This is a genomic window from uncultured Reyranella sp. (assembly GCF_945957355.1).
Lineage (GTDB): Bacteria > Pseudomonadota > Alphaproteobacteria > Reyranellales > Reyranellaceae > Reyranella.
In genome coordinates this window covers 14,755-30,789 of the sequence record NZ_CAMFKM010000009.1, presented here as the reverse complement: position 1 = coordinate 30,789, position 16,035 = coordinate 14,755, and the positions used below count along the sequence as shown (strand labels likewise).

Below are 16,035 nucleotides of genomic sequence, written 5' to 3'. Positions count from 1 at the left end.
ACGGTCGAAAACGGCACTCAGGTGGTGAAGAATGCTGCCACAAAACACGAATGGATCTGGAGGAAACGGCATGGAATTCGGCATCCTCTTCACCTCGCATCCCAATCCTAAGGAAGAGCCCTATCCGCATCGTGCCGTGCATGCGCGCACGACGGACGAGATCATCGAGGCGGAGCGGCTGGGCTACGACACCGCCTGGATCGCCGAACATCATTTCTCGACGGGCTACGGCATCATGCCGGACTGCTTCGCCTACATGGCCTATCTCGCCGCCAAGACCAGCCGCATCAAGCTGGCGTCCGGTGTGATCACCCTGCCGCTCTACGATCCAATCCGCGTCGTCGAGAACGCCAACTTCGTCGACATCCTGTCGAACGGCCGGGTCATGCTGGGCATCGGCTCGGGCTACCGACCCTATGAGTTCGTCGGCCTCGGCAAGGATTTCGAGGGCCGCCGCGACATGGTCGAGGAAGCCGTCGGCCTGATGTTTGATGCCTTCCATCGTCATCGCTACGACCACAAGGGCAAGTATTTCAGCGGCACCGTCGCGGAGCCCTACGAGATGCTGCCGCAGCCCGTGCAGATGCCGCATCCGCCGCTCTTCATGGCGGGCGGCACCGACCGCTCGATCGGCTATTGCGGCCGCAACGGCTTCGGTCTGATGCTATCGACCCTGCCCGGCATCGAGACGCTGGCGGCGCAGACCGCCCTCTACAAGCGCGAACTCGCGACCGCCTCGGCCGAGCGCGCCCGGAATCCCGCCGCCGGCCAGATCGACATCGCGCGCTGGGTCTACATCGCCGACAGCGATGCGCAGGCGCGAGCCGAGACCGAGGAAGCGATCGTCCGTCACATCGCGCATTTCGGTGGCACCGGCACGGCGGGCTATCTCGGATCGGTCTCGGAGAAGGGCACTCAGCTGAGCTACGACGAACTCCTGAACACCACGCTGCTGCACGGTTCGGCCGAGACCGTGATCGCGCGGCTGCGCGAGATGCAGGCGCGCACCGGCATGACCTCGCTGCTGCTGCACTATCCGCCCTACTACGGACGCGAGAAGACGATGAAGAGCCTGAAGCTCTTCGCCGAGCGCGTGATCCCCGCCTTCCGGCCCCCGGCGCAGCGCGTCGCCGCAGCGGAATGACGACGCAGGCGGCCCCCATCGGCCGCAACAACAACAATTCGCGCGGCGCGATCTTCACGATGCTAGCCATGCTGGGCTTCGCCAGCATGGACACGATCACCAAGTGGATGGTGGCCGACTATCCGATCGGCCAGATGATGTGGGTACGCTACGCCGTCTTCTGCGTTTTCGCCTGGCTCGTCGTGCGCCGCCGCGGCCTGCGTACGGCCGCACGCTCGAACCGGCCATGGCTACAGCTCGGCCGTGCCCTGCTGGCGGTGATCGAGAGCGCGGTGTTCGTGCTGGCCTTCCGCTACCTGCCGCTCGCCGACACACATGCAATCGCCGCGACCTCGCCGCTGATCGTAATCGCGCTCGGCGTACTGTTCCTCGGCGAGAAGGCCGGGCCGGCGCGCTGGGCGGCCGTCGGCGCGGGCTTCGCCGGCGTAATGCTGATCGTGCGCCCGGGCTTCCGCGAACTCGACTGGACGCTTCTGATTCCCGTCGCCGGCGCAATCCTGTGGGGCGCCTACCAGATCCTGGTTCGCCTCTGCTCGCGCAGCGACAAGCCCGACACGACCCTCGTCTGGTCGGCCTTCGTGGCCTTCGGCGCCACGACCCTGGTCGGGCCCTGGCAATGGATCTGGCCAGACGCGAAGGGCTGGGCGCTGCTGCTCGCCATCGCTTCGCTGGGGGCACTGGCGCACTATGCGCTGATCAAGGCGCTGGATTACGCGGAGGCCGGGTCGGTCCAGCCCTACAGCTACACGCTGCTGGTCTTCGTCACGATCCTGGGCGCCATCGTCTTCGGCGACATCCCCGACCACTGGACCCTGGCTGGGGCCGCCGTGATCGTGGCCTCGGGTCTCTACACCTGGCACCACGATCGGCGTGCCACCGCTACTCCCTGACGCAGGACAGATCGCCTTCCGGGCAGTTGAGCTGCGCTTCGAGGTCCTTCACGCGCGCGAGGCTGAGACGGGCCTGGCACTGGGCGACGATCATCCCGTGGATCGAACCGCCGGTCGTCGGCCCGCCGATGAAGGCGCATTCCCTGTCGCGGAAGCGGATCCAGGCCTCCTCGGCCGCCTGCAGGCGCGCCCGGCTTTCGGGTCCGAGGCGCGTCCGCAGCTTCGTGTAAGCGGCGTTGAGCTGCCGGTCGGCGTCCTGCAGCGTCGTGCCTGCCTGCTGATTGAGTTCCATCTGACTCTGCGCTTGGGCGGAGGCTTGGAAAACCACCAAGGAGGCGAGGAGCGCCGCAAGCGGCCGGATCATCGCGGCCAGGCCCGCAACGCCACCAGGCCGCCGTCGATCGGCAGCATCACGCCCGTCACCCAGCGCGATTCGTCGGAAGCGAGATAGACCGCGCCATGGGCGATGTCCCAGGCCGTGCCCTCGACCTGCATCGGCACCATCTTCTTGCGCCGGTCGCGCGCCTCTGCGCCGAGATGCGCCACCATCGGCGTATGCACGGAACCCACGATGATGCAGTTGGCGCGGATGTTCTGCGTCGCATAGTCGGCCGCGACCGACATCGTGAAGCCGTGCAGCCCCGCCTTGGCCGTCGCATAGGCCACCGCGCCGGCGCTGCCCATCAGGCCGACCGCGCCGGCGATCGACGACACCATGATGATCGACCCGCCGCCCCCTTCCTTCATGCGCGGCAGGCACGACTTGGTGCACAGCATCGTCGTCGTGAGATTGGCTTCGAGGACCTTGTTCCAGGTTTCGAGCGTCACCGTCTCGGGCGTGCCCGGCCCGCCGATGCCGACATTGTTGTGCAGGATGTCGAGGCGGCCGTATTTTTTCATCGCGAAGTCGGCCATCGCCTCGGCGGCGTCGAGCTGCGCCACGTCGGCCGCGAAGACCGACGCCTCGCCGCCCTCGTCCTTGATCTGTTTGGCCAGTCCCTCGGCACGCTCGGCGCTGCGGTTGACCAGCACGACTTTCGCGCCTTCCTTGGCGAACAGCAGCGCCGTCGCCATGCCGTTGCCGACACCTTCGCCGCGCGGCGCCGCGCCCGTCACCACCGCCACCTTGCCCTGCAGCCGCCCGGCCATGTCTACTCTCCACCCAGATGATTTCAGGCGCGGACCTTAGCCGGGAGACGAAGGCGATGACCAGCGAGACCGAGACGTTCGAAGGCGGCTGCACCTGCCGCGCCGTGCGCTACCGCCTCACCTCGAAGCCGCTGTTCGTGCATTGCTGCCACTGCCGCTGGTGTCAGCGCGATTCAGGCACCGCTTTCGCGATGAATGCGATGATCGAGGCCGAGCGGGTCGAGCGGCTGGCCGGCGAAGTCGTGGTGATCGACACGCCGACCTTGAGCGGCAGGGGCCAGAAGATCGCGCGCTGCCCGAAATGCCGCATCGCGGTGTGGAGCAACTACTCCGGCGCCGGACCGAGCATCCACTTCGTGCGCGTCGGCACGCTCGACGAGCCCGACCGGCTGCCGCCCGACATCCATATCTTCACCATGAGCAAGCAGCCGTGGGTCGTGCTTCCCACCGGCGTCCCGGCCGTCGAGGAATATTATGACCGCAACCAGCTCTGGCCGAAGGAGAGCCTCGAAAGGCTTGCGGTGTTGAGGGCGAAGAGCGCGTCCTGATCTAAGTCCAGTAGCCGGGCAGCTTCGTGGCCAGCCACTTCGCAAGAGCCGCGTTCACGTCGACCGGCCTCTCCTGTGCCATCCAGTGACCGGACTCCACGACGACTTCCGTGAGATCGTCGCAGCTTTGCCGCATGGGCTCGGCGAGCTTCGAGGTCATCGTCTCGCAGGTCGTGTCATAGGCGCCGTGCAGGAACAGGACCGGCATGGCGAGCCGGCCGCCGTTCGGCGTGCGCTTCGCATAGACGCCATTGGCCTTGTGGTTCATGTACCACGAGTCGGGACCGAAGAAGCCGTTCCTGGTCAGCGCGGCCGCATAAGCCTCCATGTCCTGCTCGGTCAGCACATCGGGATCGCGCGGTATGTCGGGGCAGGCGCCGCCGCCGAACCAGCCGCCGGCGCGGCGCACCATCGAGGTCGGCGCCGGTTTGCCCACCCGCGTCGGGTCGCCCTTGCGGAACAACGCCTTCACCACGTTGAGCGGGTTCGCATCGAACCCCGCACAGGCCTTGTCGAAGCTCTCCTCGTAGAAGAACTGATAGTCCCATTGCCCCGCCGGGAACTGCGCCTCGGGATAGAGCGTGCGGTCGACCAGCGGCACGACGGTGTCGAGCGTAAAGCCGGTCGGGAGATAGGGCACGCACAGGCTCGCCACGCCGACCGTCTTGTCCGGATGATGCGCCGCCATGTTCCACACGACGGGGCTGCCCCAATCGTGGCCGATCCACACCGCCTTGTCGCGACCGAGGAACGAGAGCAGCTCGACCATGTCGGCCACGATCTCTTCCTGCGCGAAATCTTCGTGCCGCGCGTAGGTGCTCGAGCGGCCGTAGCCGCGCATGTCGGGCGCGATGCAACGGAAGCCCAGGGCGGCGAAGGCCGGCAGCTGGTGCCGCCACGACAGCGACAGTTCGGGCCAGCCGTGGACGAAGATCAGCAGCGGCGCGTCTTTCGCTCCGCAGGCTAGATAGCCCGTCGTGTGCCGGGCGGTCTTGACGGTGTGTTCGGTGACCGGGAATGTCATGAGAAGGAGAAGGTCACATGGAAATCGATACTGGCACAACCGAACTCTTGTGCAGCGTCCGCGACGGCGTCGCCCTGATCACGCTGAACCGCCCCGAGGCGCGCAACGCGATGTCGCCCGACCTCACCGCGGCACTTCGCGACCAGATCAAGGCACGCGGCGACGACGATGCCGTGGGCGCGCTGCTGATCACCGGCGCCGGCACCGCCTTCTGCAGCGGCGGCGACGTGAAGGGCATGGGCGGCCGCGGTCCGCGTGGCCAGATGAGCTACGAGGAGCGGTTGGCCGACCTGCGCTGGCGCCAGACCCACCTCACCGGCGCGCTGGTCGCCGTGCGCAAGCCCACCATCGCGGCCCTGCCCGGTGCTGCGGCCGGCGCGGGCCTCGCCATCGCGCTGGCCTGCGACATCCGCATCGCCGCGAAGTCGGCCTTCTGCACCACCGGCTACGCCAAGATCGGCCTGTCGGGCGACTACGGCATCTCCTGGCTGCTGACGCGCACCGTGGGGCCGATGCGGGCACGCGAGCTGATGTTCACGTCAGAGAAGGTCGGTGCCGAGCGCTGCGAACAGATCGGTCTCGTGAACCGCGTGGTCGACGATGCGAAGCTGCAGGACGAGGCCTTCGCCTTCGCCAAGTCGCTCGCCGAAGGGCCGCGGGTCGCGTTGCGCCACATGAAGGACAATCTCGACGAAGCCCTGCACATCAATTACTCGGACGCGCACTATCGCGAGGCCGAGCGCCTGGTCCAGTCGTCGCGCACCGCCGATCACAAGGAAGCGGTCGCGTCCTTCGTCGAGAAGCGCAAGCCGGTGTTCAAGGGGCGGTAGCGGTCACCCGCCCCACCTTCACCAACATCACCTCACCCTGAGGAGCGCTCCGCAGGAGCGCGTCTCGAAGGGTGGGAATGCGCACTTTGCCTATTGCCGATCCTTCGAGACGGTGCGCTACGCGCACCTCCTCAGGATGAGGGGGTGTGTGGTCGAACGTCCACTCAATCCCTGTAGTTCGCGGCGCGCTTCTGCAGGTTGGACATGATGGCTTCGAGCTGGTTGGGCGAGCCGATCAGCTTCTGCTGCTCGACCGATTCCATCATCAGGCCCGAAGCGGCGTCGGTCGCGACGGCGGCGTTGAGCAGCCGCTTGTTGGCGCGGATCGCGTCGGGACTCTTGGAGGCGATCTCGCGCGCGGTCTCCAGCGCGGCGGCGCGCGGGTCGTCGACCACCCGCGTCACGAAGCCCATCTCGCGCGCCTCGACGCCGTTGAAGATGCGGCCGGTGTAGGTGAGTTCGCGCACGATGTCCTCGCGCGCCAGATGGCGCATGAGCTGCGTGCCGGCGAGATCGGGCACGAGGCCCCACTTGATCTCCATCACCGAGAAGCGCGCGTCGGCGGTGGCGTAGCGGATGTCCGGTCCCAGCGCGATCTGGAAGCCGCCGCCGAAGGCCACGCCATGGACGGCGGCGATCACCGGCACCGGCAGTTCGCGCCACAGCCAGGCGCATTGCTGCGGCCGGTTGGCGATGCCGTGGGTACGCTTGGTGAGGTCGCGAACGCCCGGCACCGCGTCGCCCCCCTGGTCTTCGGCCGCCTTCATCGCGGCGAAGCTGCCCATGTCGAGGCCGGCGCAGAAGGCCTTGCCCTCGCCCGACAGGACGACGCAGCGCAGACCCGGCATGGTGGCGAGCTTCGCGCCCGCCTCGATGATGCCCTCGAACATCGCCGGGTCGAGCGCGTTCATCTTGTCGGCGCGGATCAGGCGCACGTCGGCGACGCCGTCCTTGAAGTCGATCGAGACGCGGTCCTTCATTTCTCTCCCTCCGATTTCATCCATTCGCGCAGGCGGCGCTTCACTTCCTCCGGATCCACGCGCTTGGGCGGCTCCAGGCTGCCATCCTCGCGCTTGGGCCACATCATCACGGCAATGCCGCGTTGAACGTCGGCAAAGGTGCAGTCGTCGGGCAACCGGTCGAGCAAGGCCCGGACCTGATCCTTCACATCGCTCATCGCGTCACCATCAGCCAGAGTCCCTGCCCTATGTACACCGTGCCGAGCGCCAGGATCACGCGGCGCGTCCAGTGATAAAATTGCTTGTCGGACATACGGTCGAGGAAGCTGCGCGACAGCGTCGTCCCAATGACGGCGAAGACCGCGGCATAGCCCATGACGAGCCACTGTTCGAGGTCGCGGCCGGCCGGGCCCTCGATCACCATCGCGAAATAGAGCACCTTGGTCAGGTGCCCCAGCACCTGCGCCGCCGCCTTGGTCGCCACGTTGACCTGCCGCGTCATGCCGGTGCGGACATAGAAAATGTCGAGCAGCGGCCCGGTGACGCCCGAGACCAGCTGGATGGCGCCGCCGATCGCGCCCGCCAGGAAGGCCTGCCCGCCACGCTCGATGTTGGGCGCGATGCGCTGCGGCACCGCGAGGGCGATGAACGGCGTGAGCCCGACGGCCATCAGCACCAGCGCCTTGTCGGGCACGAAGTCGAAGAAGGAGAAGACGACCAGCGAGGAACCGGCCCCGGCGCCGAACTGCAGCACGACGTTCCAGTTCACGTGACGGCGCCACAGCCAGGCCCGCCAGCCATTGGCCGCGATCTGGATGACCCCGTGGAACACCATGGCGACCGGCACCGGCAACAACAGCAGCAGGAAGCCGATCAACAGCATCCCGCCCGCCATGCCGAAGATGCCGGAGACGAACGAGGTCACGACGGCCACGACCGCGAGCGCCGCCATTACGGGAAGCGAAAACATCGGCCGCGGGCGTAGCGCAGCGTGCAGACCGTGTCGAGGATGAGCTAGTGTGCCCGCCATGACCGACACCGATCTTCTCTTCACTCCGGCCGTTCAGGCGGCCGCGCTCATCCGCGCCCGGAAGCTTTCGCCCATCGAATATCTCGACACGGTGCTGAAGGCCGCCGAGCGCGCCAACCCCAGGATCAATTGCTTCCGCGAGGTCATGGTCGACCAGGCAAGGCGCGAGGCGAAGAAGGCCGAGGAGGCCGTCACACGCGGTGAAACGCTGGGCCCCCTGCACGGCGTTCCGATCAGCGTGAAGGACCTGGTCGACGTCGAAGGCGTGCCGACGCGGCACGGTTCGGCGATCTTCGAGGGCAACGGCCCGGCGGCTGCAGACGATCTGCTGGTGCAGCGCCTGCGCAAGGCCGGCGCCGTCATCTTCGCCAAGGCAACGACGCCTGAGTTCGGCGTGAAGGGCCTGACCGACGGGCCATTCGGCGTCACCCGCAATCCGTGGAATCTCGAGCGCACGCCGGGCGGCTCGAGCGGCGGCGGCGCGGCGGCGGTGGCGGCCGGTCTCAGCCCGCTGTCGCTTGGCACCGACGGCGCGGGCTCGGTGCGCGGTCCCGCTTCCTGCTCGGGCCTGGTCGGCCTCAAGCCCACCCTGGGCGCCGTGCCCTACGACACCACGCGCGATGCCTACGGCAACAACGTCTATGCCGGGCCGCTGGCGCGCTCCGTCACCGACGCGGCGATCATGCATTCCGTGCTGGCGGGCCCCAGCGACAAGGATCCGTGGACCCTGTCCGGGAGTGCCCAGAAGCCGCTGTCGCCGAAGCTCTCCGGCAACGACCTCGCCGCCGTGCGCATCGGCTACATCGAGCGCACCGCCAATCCCCGCGTGGCCGCCGACGTGCGCACCAACACGCTTGCCGCGCTCGCCGCCTGGGAAGCGATGGGCGCCGAGGTCGAGGAGGTCACCGACAAGATCGACTGGATCGAATACGAAGGCCGCGTGCTCTACCAGGCGAATTTCGCCGTCTTCTGCGCGCAGTACCTGCCAAAATGGCAGAACCAGATGGATCCGGTGACGCTCGCCTTCATGGAGCGCGGCGCCAAGTTCACCCTGGCCGACTTCCGCAACGCGCAGTTCGCGCGTACCGCGCTGTTCCGCAAGATCCAGTCGCTGTTCGAGCGCTACGACTTCCTGGTGATGCCGACCAATGCGCGCACCGCCCTCGACGTAACGCACGATGCGGCCAACGACGAGGTCGTGATCGACGGCGTGAAGTGCGGCATCACCCGCCAGGGCTGGACCTCCTACCAGTACCCGTTCAACCTCACCGGCCATCCCGCCTGCGCCTACCCGTCGGGATTCGGCGCCGACGGGCTGCCGACCTCCGTCCAGGTCGTGGGCAAGTGGGGCGCGGAGACCGACGTGCTGCGGATGGGCGCCCTGCTCGAAGGCGCAAGGCCCTGGGCGCAGCACCGGCCGCCGGCGCTCTGAGCCTCCGCAGCGCGGGCTGGGAGCTTTGCGCGGCCCCGGACGTTCTCCTAGGCTCCTCCCAAACATGAACAGGAGGAATCCAATGCGTCTGGTTGCCATCGCAGGAGCCCTTGCCGGGCTCGTGCTGGGGTCGGGAACGGCCCTGGCGCAGACTTTCGACAAGCCCATCAAGATCATGGCGCCCTATGCGCCGGGCGGGAACATCGACGTCACCGCGCGCATCATCGCCGACAAGCTGCGCGAGGTGACGGGGACCACCGTCATCGTCGAGAACAAGGCCGGTGCCAGCGGCATGATCGGCAGCGACATCGTCGCCCGCTCGGCGCCGGACGGGACCAGCCTGCTGGTCTCCGCCAATTCGCTGGTTGCCGTGCCCGCCATCTACGGCAACGCGCCCTATGACTGGCGCACGGCCTTCACCCCCATCACTCACATCCAGCGCGTGCCGGCCGTGCTCGTCGTGCCGCCCAGCTCGCCGATCAAGACCCTGGCCGACTTCATCGCCCTGGGGAAGGACGGCAAGTTTGCGGTCGCCGATTCCGGCGTTGGCACCACCAATCACCTCGCCATCGAACTGATCGGCGAGGCCACCGGCACCAAATACACACTGGTCCACTACAAGGGATCGGGTGCCGCCATGATCGACGTGATGGCGGGCCAGGTGCCGGCCCAGGTCGACCAGCTCAACGCCGCCATCGGCAACATCAAGTCGGGCAAGCTGCGCGCCATCGCCGTGTCGTCCGACAAGCGCGTGCCGCAGCTTCCCGACGTGCCGACCTTCAAGGAAAGCGGCGTGAAGGGGCTCGAGAATTTCACCTTCGCGACCTTCACCGGCCTGTTCGGGCCGGCGAAGATGCCGCCCGATGTGGTCGCCAAGATCAACGAGGCGATGGTCAAGGTCCTCAAGGATCCCGCCGTCGTCCAGCGTTTCGCCGACCTCACGGCCGAGGCCTATCCGACCACCCCGCAGGAAACCGCGGCGATGTTCGACGCCGAGGACAAGATGGTCGTGCCGCTCATCAAGAAGCTTCAGATCAAACCGGAGTAACCAGCTCGATGTCCTTCTTGCCCGCCACCATCACGCCCATCGTCTTGTTGCTGGTGTCCAACGTCTTCATGACGTTCGCCTGGTACGGGCACCTCAAGTTCACCGACAAGCCGCTGTGGCTGGTGGTGGTGGCAAGCTGGGGCATCGCCTTCGTCGAATACTGCTTCGCGGTTCCGGCCAACCGGTACGGCCATGAGGTCTACTCGGCGGCCGAGCTCAAGACGATGCAGGAGGTGATCACCCTCACCGTGTTCGCCGCCTTCTCCGTCCTCTATCTCGGCGAACGCATCACCTCGAACCACCTCGTCGGCTTCGCGATGATCTGCGGCGGCGCCTTCTTCATCTTCAGGGGACCGCTACCCTCCTGGTGAAGGAGGGCCGCTCGCCTATTCGGCCGCCTGGCCGGCGGCCCGCAGTATGGCCTGCCGGGCCTTTTCGCCGGCCCGGCGATTGCGGCGCTTGATCCACCACATCAGGAAGCCGGTGACGGCGAAGATCGGGATGATGACGCCCGACACGAAGACCAGGAACTTGTAGGTGCCGCCCAGCCCAATGCCGTAATGCAGCGCCCGCTGCCAGGCGATCATCGTCTCGCCGGCCGACATGGACTGCGGATCGAAAACGTCGACAACGGTCCTGCGATAGGGATCGACGATCACCGTGACGATGGGCGCGCCCTCCCGATGGTCGGGTCGCACCAGGCCGACGCGCAACGCCTGATCGGGCCGGGTCGGCAGGAAGGCGTTCAGGAATCGCGTGCCCGGAACGCGCGACCTGGCGAGTTCGACCGCCTCGTCGACACCCATGGCCGGCGTACCGCGCATCGGCTCGACCCGCGCCTGGAACATGGCTGCGCGCATGTCGCGCCCCGGCGACACGAGATTGACCGCGGCCGAGATCTGCTGTGGGAAGGCGAGATAGACGCCGGTGAAGTTCACCAGCATGAAGATCACCAGCGACCAGATACCGACAGCCCCGTGCAGCTCGCGGTTCAGGCGCAGGCCCTTGGCCTTGCGGCGGACCATGAAGGCCTGCTTCCACTGGCCGGGCTTGGGCCACCAGAGATACAGGCCGGAACAACCCAGCAGGAGCATTGCCACACCGAGCCAGCCCACGATCTCGCGGCCGAGGCCGCCGGGGATGAAGATGTGGCCGTGCAGGTCGTGGAAAAAGCGCACCCAGCCCGTCATCGCCTGCTGGGTCTCGAGGACCTGCAGGGATACCGGATCGACCAGGATCTGCAGGCTGCCGGCAAACGGACTCTGTGTCGGCACACGGCCCTGCGCCGGCTGTCCGGGCTGCGCGTTGCCGGTGCCACCCTGCTGGCCGCCGCGGAACTGCGGCCGCTCGCCGGCCATCCCCGGACGCGACAGTCGCACCGCGGCAGGTTCTCCCACTTCGGTCGGCCAGCGCACCGCGATGGGGATACGGCCCGGTTCGCTGTTGGCCGCTTTGGCGGCTTCGATCAACCGCCCCGCCGACTGCCACTCGCCCACCGTCCTGACCTCGGGCTCGCCCTGGCCCAGCAGGTGCTCGATGTCGTGCGCATAGACCAGTACCGCGCCGGTGATGCCCATCATCACCAGGGGCAGCAGCAGGATCAGGCCAATCCAGAGATGGATCTGCTGCAGCCAGTAGCGGAACGTGCGCCGCTGCGGCTTCGGTCCCTGCGCCATCGTCACCCTCCGCCGAACGCGACGGCGATGCGATAGGTGAGGAAGGCCGCCACGTACGCCAACGCCAGCATGTAGAAGAACGTCACCCACAACCATCGCCAGCCGCCGGTCTCGCGGCGGATGACCGCCAGGGTCGAGGCGCATTGCGGCGCGAACACGTACCAGGCGAGGAAGGCCAGCGCCGTGGCCAGGCTCCATTGCGAGCTGAGCGCGGAGGCGATCTTGTCGGTGGCCTCCTCGCCGCCGCTGATCGCGTAGATGGTGCCGAGCGACCCGACCGCGACCTCGCGCGCCGCCATGCCCGGGATCAGCGCGACGTTGATCTGCCAGTTGAAGCCCAGCGGCTCGGTCAGCGGCTGGATCGCCGTGCCGATCCGGGCGGCCAGGCTGTAGTTGATGGCGGGCTCGGTGGCGCCCTCGGGCGGCTGCGGGAAGGAGGCCAGTACCCAGATCAGGATCATCATCGACAGGATCGTGGTGCCTGCACGCTTCAGGAAGATCGTGGCGCGCGTCCACAGGCCGATGGCGACGCTCCTGGCCTGCGGAATCTTGTAGTCCGGCAGCTCGAGCATGAACGGCTCGCCGGGCTGGCCGCGCCAGATCAAGCGCTTGACTACGAACGATACCGCGAGCGCGCTGGCGATGCCGACCGTGTAGAGGCCGAACATCACCAGCCCCTGCAGGCCGACGAAGCCCCAGACCTCGCGGTCGGGAATGAACGCCCCGATGATCAGCGTATAGACCGGGATGCGCGCCGAGCAGGTCATCAGCGGCGCCACCAGGATGGTGGTGAGACGGTCGCGCCGGTCGTCGATCACGCGCGTCGACATGATGCCGGGGATGGCGCAGGCAAAGGACGACAGGAGCGGAATGAAGGCGCGCCCGTGCAGTCCGGCGCCGCCCATGATGCGGTCCATCAGGAAGGCCGCGCGCGCCATGTATCCCAGGTCCTCGAGCACGAGGATGAAGAAGAACAGGATCACGATCTGGGGCAGGAACACGATCACGCTGCCGACGCCACCGATCAGCCCGTCCTTCAGGAAGCTCTTCAGCAGGTCGGGCAGCGGTAGCCCGGCGACGAGGTCACCGAGCAAGTGGAAACCGGCCTCGATCGCATCCATGCCGGGCTCGGCCCAGGCGAAGACCGCCTGGAACATCACGAACAGGATGGCCAGCAGCACGACCAGGCCCGCCACCGGATGCAGCAACACCGCGTCGAGACGCGCCGTCAGGCTGTCGCGCTTGCCTTGTCCCTTCACCACCGAGGCCAGGATGCGATCCGCCTCCTTCTGTGCGCGCCGCAGGGCCGAGGCATCGGGTGTGGTCCAGACGGTTCCGGTCGCGCCTTGTGCGGCCGCCAGCCGCCGATCGATCTCGGCCAGCAGTGAGTCGGTGCCGCCGCGGCGCACCGCGACCGAACTCACGACTGGCAGTCCCAGTTCCCGGCCGAGCTTCTCGGTGTCGATCTCGATGCCGCGCTTGCGCGCGATGTCCATCATGTTGAGCGACAGCATGACCGGCCGGCCGACCTGCTTCAGCTCGAGCACGAGGCGCAGCGCCAGCCGAAGGTTGGAGGCGTCGGCCACACAGACGATCAGGTCCGGAGTCACGTCGGTCTGGGTCCGGCCCAGCACGACGTCGCGTGTCACCTCCTCGTCGGGCGAGCGCGCGCGCAGCGAATAGGTGCCGGGCAGGTCGACGATGCGCACCGTGCGGCCGGCGGGCGTCGTCAGCGGACCGACCTTCTTCTCGACGGTGACACCGGGATAGTTGGCAACCTTCTGGCGGCTGCCGGTCAGCGCGTTGAACAGCGCCGTCTTGCCGCAATTGGGGTTGCCGACCAGGGCGACGACCGGAGCGGCAGTGGATGCGGTGACGCTCACGGCTCGGCTCCGACACTCACGAGAACGGCCATCGCCTCGCGACGCCGCAGGCCGATGGTGGTGTGGGCGACGCGCACGGCGATGGGATCGCGGCCGAACAGGCCCTGGTGCAGCACTTCGACGTCGGCGCCCTCGACGAAGCCCAGCTCGATCAGACGGCGCTCCAGTTCGGGCGCGGGCATACCTGCGGCGACACGCCCCGCGGCGATGGCCTGTATGCGCCCACGAAACCCCACGGGGGCGGCGCCAAGTGCTATGGTTGGTTCGCTGCTCATTGAGAGTAAGTCGTAGTAGCATTGATAAAGTTGGCGTGCCAGCGGGAGGTAGAGAAATGGCAAATATCGTTCTGGCGCACGGCGCCTGGTCGGCGGCCTGGGCGTGGAAGAAGATGCGTCCGCTGCTGCAGGCGGCCGGCCACCAGTTCTATGCCCCGACCTATACCGGCCTCGGTGCCCGCGCCCACCTCGCCACTCCCGCCGTGGATCTCTCCACCCACATCCAGGACATCGTCTCCGAGATCGAGTTCGAGGACCTGAACGACGTCGTCCTGCTGGGCCATTCCTATGGCGGCATGGTCGCTACCGGCGTTGCCGACAGGATCCCCCACCGTCTTGCACGCATCGTGTACGTCGACGCCTTCGCGCCCAGGGACGGACAGAGCCTGTTCGACCTGGTCGGGCCGAAGGCCGAGGGCAACATGCGCAAGGGCGCGGAGAGAGAGGGCGACGGCTGGAAGATGCCCGTCAATCCGATGCCGCCCGACACCTCTCCTGAGGACGTCGCCTGGGCCGGCCCGCGCCGCCGGCCGCAGCCGATCAAGACCTTCGAGCAAAGGATCAAGCTCGAGTCCAAGGAGCCCCTGCCGCCCCGCGATTTCATCTATGCGACCCGCAACGGCCCCGGCGACCCGTTCCGCCAGTTCGCCGACCGGGCGCGCAGCGAAGCCGGCTGGACCTGCCACGAACTCGACACCAGCCACAACCCGCACATCACCTGCCCGAACGAGTTCATGGCCCTGCTGACGAAGATCATGGCGGGCAGCAAGTGAACACCGACCTGGCCTATTCGATCCTGGGCCAGCTCGGACGCAGCCCGCGCGCCGACGACCGGCTCACGATCGCGGGGGGCGACGATCCGGTGTTCCAGACCCCGTGGCGCGTCGGCACCGCCGGCGCCGCGGCTCTGGGCGCCGTCGGTCTCGCCGTCTCCGACCTGTGGCGGCTGAAGACCGGCAGGCCCCAGCCGGTCTCGGTCGACGTCGCGGCTGCCACTGCATCGCTGCGTTCCAACACCTACGTCCTGCGCAACGGCGAACGGCCGGTGTCGTGGGATCCCCTGTCCGGCCACTATCCGACGCGCGACGGTCGGCACATGTTCATCCATACCAACCATCCGCACCATCGCGCGGGCGCGCTGCGTATTGCCGGCGCCGAGGGCGACACGCGCGAGGCGCTGGCCGCCGCCGTCGCCAAGTGGGACGGGCTCGCGATCGAGCAGGCGATCGCCGACGGCGGTTGCGTCGGCGGCCTGACACGCAGCCGCGACGAATGGAACGCCCACCCGCACGGCGTCGCGGTGGCGAAGCTGCCGCTGATCGACATCGTGAAGATCGGCGACGCGCCGGCAGAGCCCCTGCCCAAGGGCGAGCGCCCGCTGTCGGGCGTGCGCGCCTTCGATCTCACCCGTGTGCTCGCCGGTCCGACGAGTGGCCGCGTGCTGGCGGAGAACGGCGCCGACGTGCTGCACGTCGCGGCGCCTCACCTGCCCTACCAGGCCGAACTGCTGATGGACACCGGCCATGGCAAGCGCTGTGCCTGGATCGATCTGCGCGACCCTTCCGGCGTCGAAACGATGAAGGCGCTCCTGAAGCAGGCCGACATCTTCACCCAGGGCTATCGCCCCGGCACGCTCGCGGCGCGCGGCTTCTCGCCCGAGCAGGTGGCGGCGCTGCGGCCCGGCATCGTCTGCGTCAGCCTCTGCGCCTACGGCCATGAAGGCCCGTGGTCGTCGCGCCGCGGCTTCGACTCGATCGTGCAGAACGTGACCGGCCTTGCCGCGACGCAAGGCTCGCTGGACAAGCCGCGCAACCTGCCGGTCCAGGCCCTCGACTACATCGCGGGCTATCTCGGCGCGCTGGGCGCGCTGGTGGCGCTGGCCCGCCGGGTCGAGCAGGGCGGCTCCTGGCAGGTCCGCGTCTCGCTGGTCCAGGTCGCACACTGGCTCGCGGGCCTTGGCCTCGTCGACGCCGGCAAGGGCGCCGCCGAACTGCCCGAGAGCACGCTGCTGCCGCTCCTCACCGAAAGCGTCGGCCCGCTCGGCCGGCTGCGCCACCTGAAGCCGGTGGTACAGCTTGGCGAAACACCGGCCTATTACGCCCGTCCCGCCGAACCTCTCGGCACCTCTCCCGCGCAGTGGGCCTAGC

Annotated in this window: 18 protein-coding genes; 9 read left to right on the top strand and 9 right to left on the bottom strand. The window is 67.8% G+C overall.

Annotated features, from left to right (window positions below; all coding sequences use genetic code 11):
* Positions 1–70: 70 nt before the first annotated feature.
* Entirely contained in the window at positions 71–1,144 is a 1,074-nt protein-coding gene (locus Q0Q48_RS15770) for an LLM class flavin-dependent oxidoreductase (protein ID WP_295139555.1), read from the top strand.
* The gene (locus tag Q0Q48_RS15765) at positions 1,141–2,034 is read left to right on the top strand and encodes a DMT family transporter (RefSeq protein ID WP_295139553.1); all 894 of its coding nucleotides are present in this window, start codon (positions 1,141–1,143) and stop codon (positions 2,032–2,034) included. Before Q0Q48_RS15770 ends, Q0Q48_RS15765 begins: the two co-directional genes overlap by 4 nt.
* Here Q0Q48_RS15765 and Q0Q48_RS15760 read toward each other — a convergent pair.
* Both Q0Q48_RS15760 and Q0Q48_RS15755 read right to left on the bottom strand, forming a co-directional pair.
* Positions 2,024–2,398, bottom strand: coding sequence for a lysozyme inhibitor LprI family protein (locus tag Q0Q48_RS15760; RefSeq protein WP_295139551.1), 375 nt, complete (start codon positions 2,396–2,398; stop codon positions 2,024–2,026). The two genes, Q0Q48_RS15765 and Q0Q48_RS15760, sit on opposite strands and share 11 nt — an antisense overlap.
* Entirely contained in the window at positions 2,395–3,183 is a 789-nt protein-coding gene (locus Q0Q48_RS15755; RefSeq protein ID WP_295139548.1) for an SDR family NAD(P)-dependent oxidoreductase, read from the bottom strand. The genes Q0Q48_RS15760 and Q0Q48_RS15755 overlap by 4 nt, the downstream gene beginning before the upstream one ends.
* 56 nt (positions 3,184–3,239) lie before the next feature.
* Between Q0Q48_RS15755 and Q0Q48_RS15750 the strand changes: the two genes are divergently transcribed.
* Positions 3,240–3,731, top strand: coding sequence for a GFA family protein (locus Q0Q48_RS15750; protein ID WP_295139546.1), 492 nt, complete (start codon positions 3,240–3,242; stop codon positions 3,729–3,731).
* 1 nt (position 3,732) lies between these two features.
* On the opposite strand, the gene Q0Q48_RS15745 is transcribed toward Q0Q48_RS15750, so the two are convergent.
* On the bottom strand, positions 3,733–4,755 hold the full coding sequence (locus tag Q0Q48_RS15745) for an alpha/beta hydrolase (protein ID WP_295139544.1): 1,023 nt from the start codon (positions 4,753–4,755) through the stop codon (positions 3,733–3,735).
* Between the two features lie 17 nt (positions 4,756–4,772).
* Here Q0Q48_RS15745 and Q0Q48_RS15740 point away from each other — a divergent pair, with 17 nt between their 5' ends.
* On the top strand, positions 4,773–5,585 hold the full coding sequence (locus tag Q0Q48_RS15740; RefSeq protein ID WP_295139541.1) for an enoyl-CoA hydratase-related protein: 813 nt from the start codon (positions 4,773–4,775) through the stop codon (positions 5,583–5,585).
* 164 nt (positions 5,586–5,749) lie between these two features.
* Here Q0Q48_RS15740 and Q0Q48_RS15735 read toward each other — a convergent pair whose 3' ends face one another.
* The 3 genes from Q0Q48_RS15735 to Q0Q48_RS15725 are packed head-to-tail and all read right to left on the bottom strand — an operon-like array spanning position 5,750 to position 7,496.
* Positions 5,750–6,565, bottom strand: a complete 816-nt coding sequence (locus tag Q0Q48_RS15735) for a crotonase/enoyl-CoA hydratase family protein (RefSeq protein ID WP_295139538.1) — start codon at positions 6,563–6,565, stop codon at positions 5,750–5,752.
* Positions 6,562–6,762, bottom strand: a complete 201-nt coding sequence (locus Q0Q48_RS15730; protein WP_295139535.1) for a hypothetical protein — start codon at positions 6,760–6,762, stop codon at positions 6,562–6,564. The genes Q0Q48_RS15735 and Q0Q48_RS15730 overlap by 4 nt, the downstream gene beginning before the upstream one ends.
* Positions 6,759–7,496 carry a TSUP family transporter gene (locus tag Q0Q48_RS15725; RefSeq protein ID WP_295139532.1) on the bottom strand — a complete coding sequence of 246 codons (738 nt, stop codon included), beginning with the start codon at positions 7,494–7,496 and terminating at the stop codon, positions 6,759–6,761. Before Q0Q48_RS15725 ends, Q0Q48_RS15730 begins: the two co-directional genes overlap by 4 nt.
* Positions 7,497–7,572: 76 nt before the next feature.
* On the opposite strand from Q0Q48_RS15725, the gene Q0Q48_RS15720 reads away from it, so the two are divergent.
* The 3 genes from Q0Q48_RS15720 (at position 7,573) to Q0Q48_RS15710 (ending at position 10,425) form a co-directional block, all read left to right on the top strand.
* Positions 7,573–9,006 (top strand): amidase, encoded by a 1,434-nt coding sequence (locus Q0Q48_RS15720; RefSeq protein WP_295139529.1) that lies wholly within the window; start codon positions 7,573–7,575, stop codon positions 9,004–9,006.
* An 82-nt stretch (positions 9,007–9,088) separates the two neighbouring features.
* Positions 9,089–10,054: a tripartite tricarboxylate transporter substrate binding protein gene (locus Q0Q48_RS15715; RefSeq protein ID WP_295139527.1), complete on the top strand. Its 966-nt coding sequence runs from the start codon at positions 9,089–9,091 to the stop codon at positions 10,052–10,054.
* Positions 10,055–10,062: 8 nt separating this feature from the next.
* The gene (locus tag Q0Q48_RS15710; protein ID WP_295139525.1) at positions 10,063–10,425 is read left to right on the top strand and encodes a DMT family protein; all 363 of its coding nucleotides are present in this window, start codon (positions 10,063–10,065) and stop codon (positions 10,423–10,425) included.
* 15 nt (positions 10,426–10,440) lie between these two features.
* Here Q0Q48_RS15710 and Q0Q48_RS15705 read toward each other — a convergent pair whose 3' ends face one another.
* From Q0Q48_RS15705 to Q0Q48_RS15695, 3 genes are read right to left on the bottom strand one after another with little or no spacing between them, the layout of a single operon-like run.
* Entirely contained in the window at positions 10,441–11,730 is a 1,290-nt protein-coding gene (locus Q0Q48_RS15705) for a PepSY-associated TM helix domain-containing protein (protein WP_295139523.1), read from the bottom strand.
* Positions 11,731–11,732: 2 nt separating this feature from the next.
* Complete coding sequence (feoB, locus tag Q0Q48_RS15700; RefSeq protein ID WP_295139520.1) at positions 11,733–13,613, bottom strand: ferrous iron transport protein B; 1,881 nt, start codon at positions 13,611–13,613, stop codon at positions 11,733–11,735.
* The gene (locus Q0Q48_RS15695; protein ID WP_295139516.1) at positions 13,610–13,888 is read right to left on the bottom strand and encodes a FeoA family protein; all 279 of its coding nucleotides are present in this window, start codon (positions 13,886–13,888) and stop codon (positions 13,610–13,612) included. The genes feoB and Q0Q48_RS15695 overlap by 4 nt, the downstream gene beginning before the upstream one ends.
* A gap of 56 nt (positions 13,889–13,944) precedes the next feature.
* Between Q0Q48_RS15695 and Q0Q48_RS15690 the strand changes: the two genes are divergently transcribed.
* The gene (locus tag Q0Q48_RS15690; protein ID WP_295139513.1) at positions 13,945–14,661 is read left to right on the top strand and encodes an alpha/beta hydrolase; all 717 of its coding nucleotides are present in this window, start codon (positions 13,945–13,947) and stop codon (positions 14,659–14,661) included.
* Positions 14,658–16,034: a CoA transferase gene (locus tag Q0Q48_RS15685; protein ID WP_295139511.1), complete on the top strand. Its 1,377-nt coding sequence runs from the start codon at positions 14,658–14,660 to the stop codon at positions 16,032–16,034. The genes Q0Q48_RS15690 and Q0Q48_RS15685 overlap by 4 nt, the downstream gene beginning before the upstream one ends.
* Position 16,035: the final 1 nt, after the last annotated feature.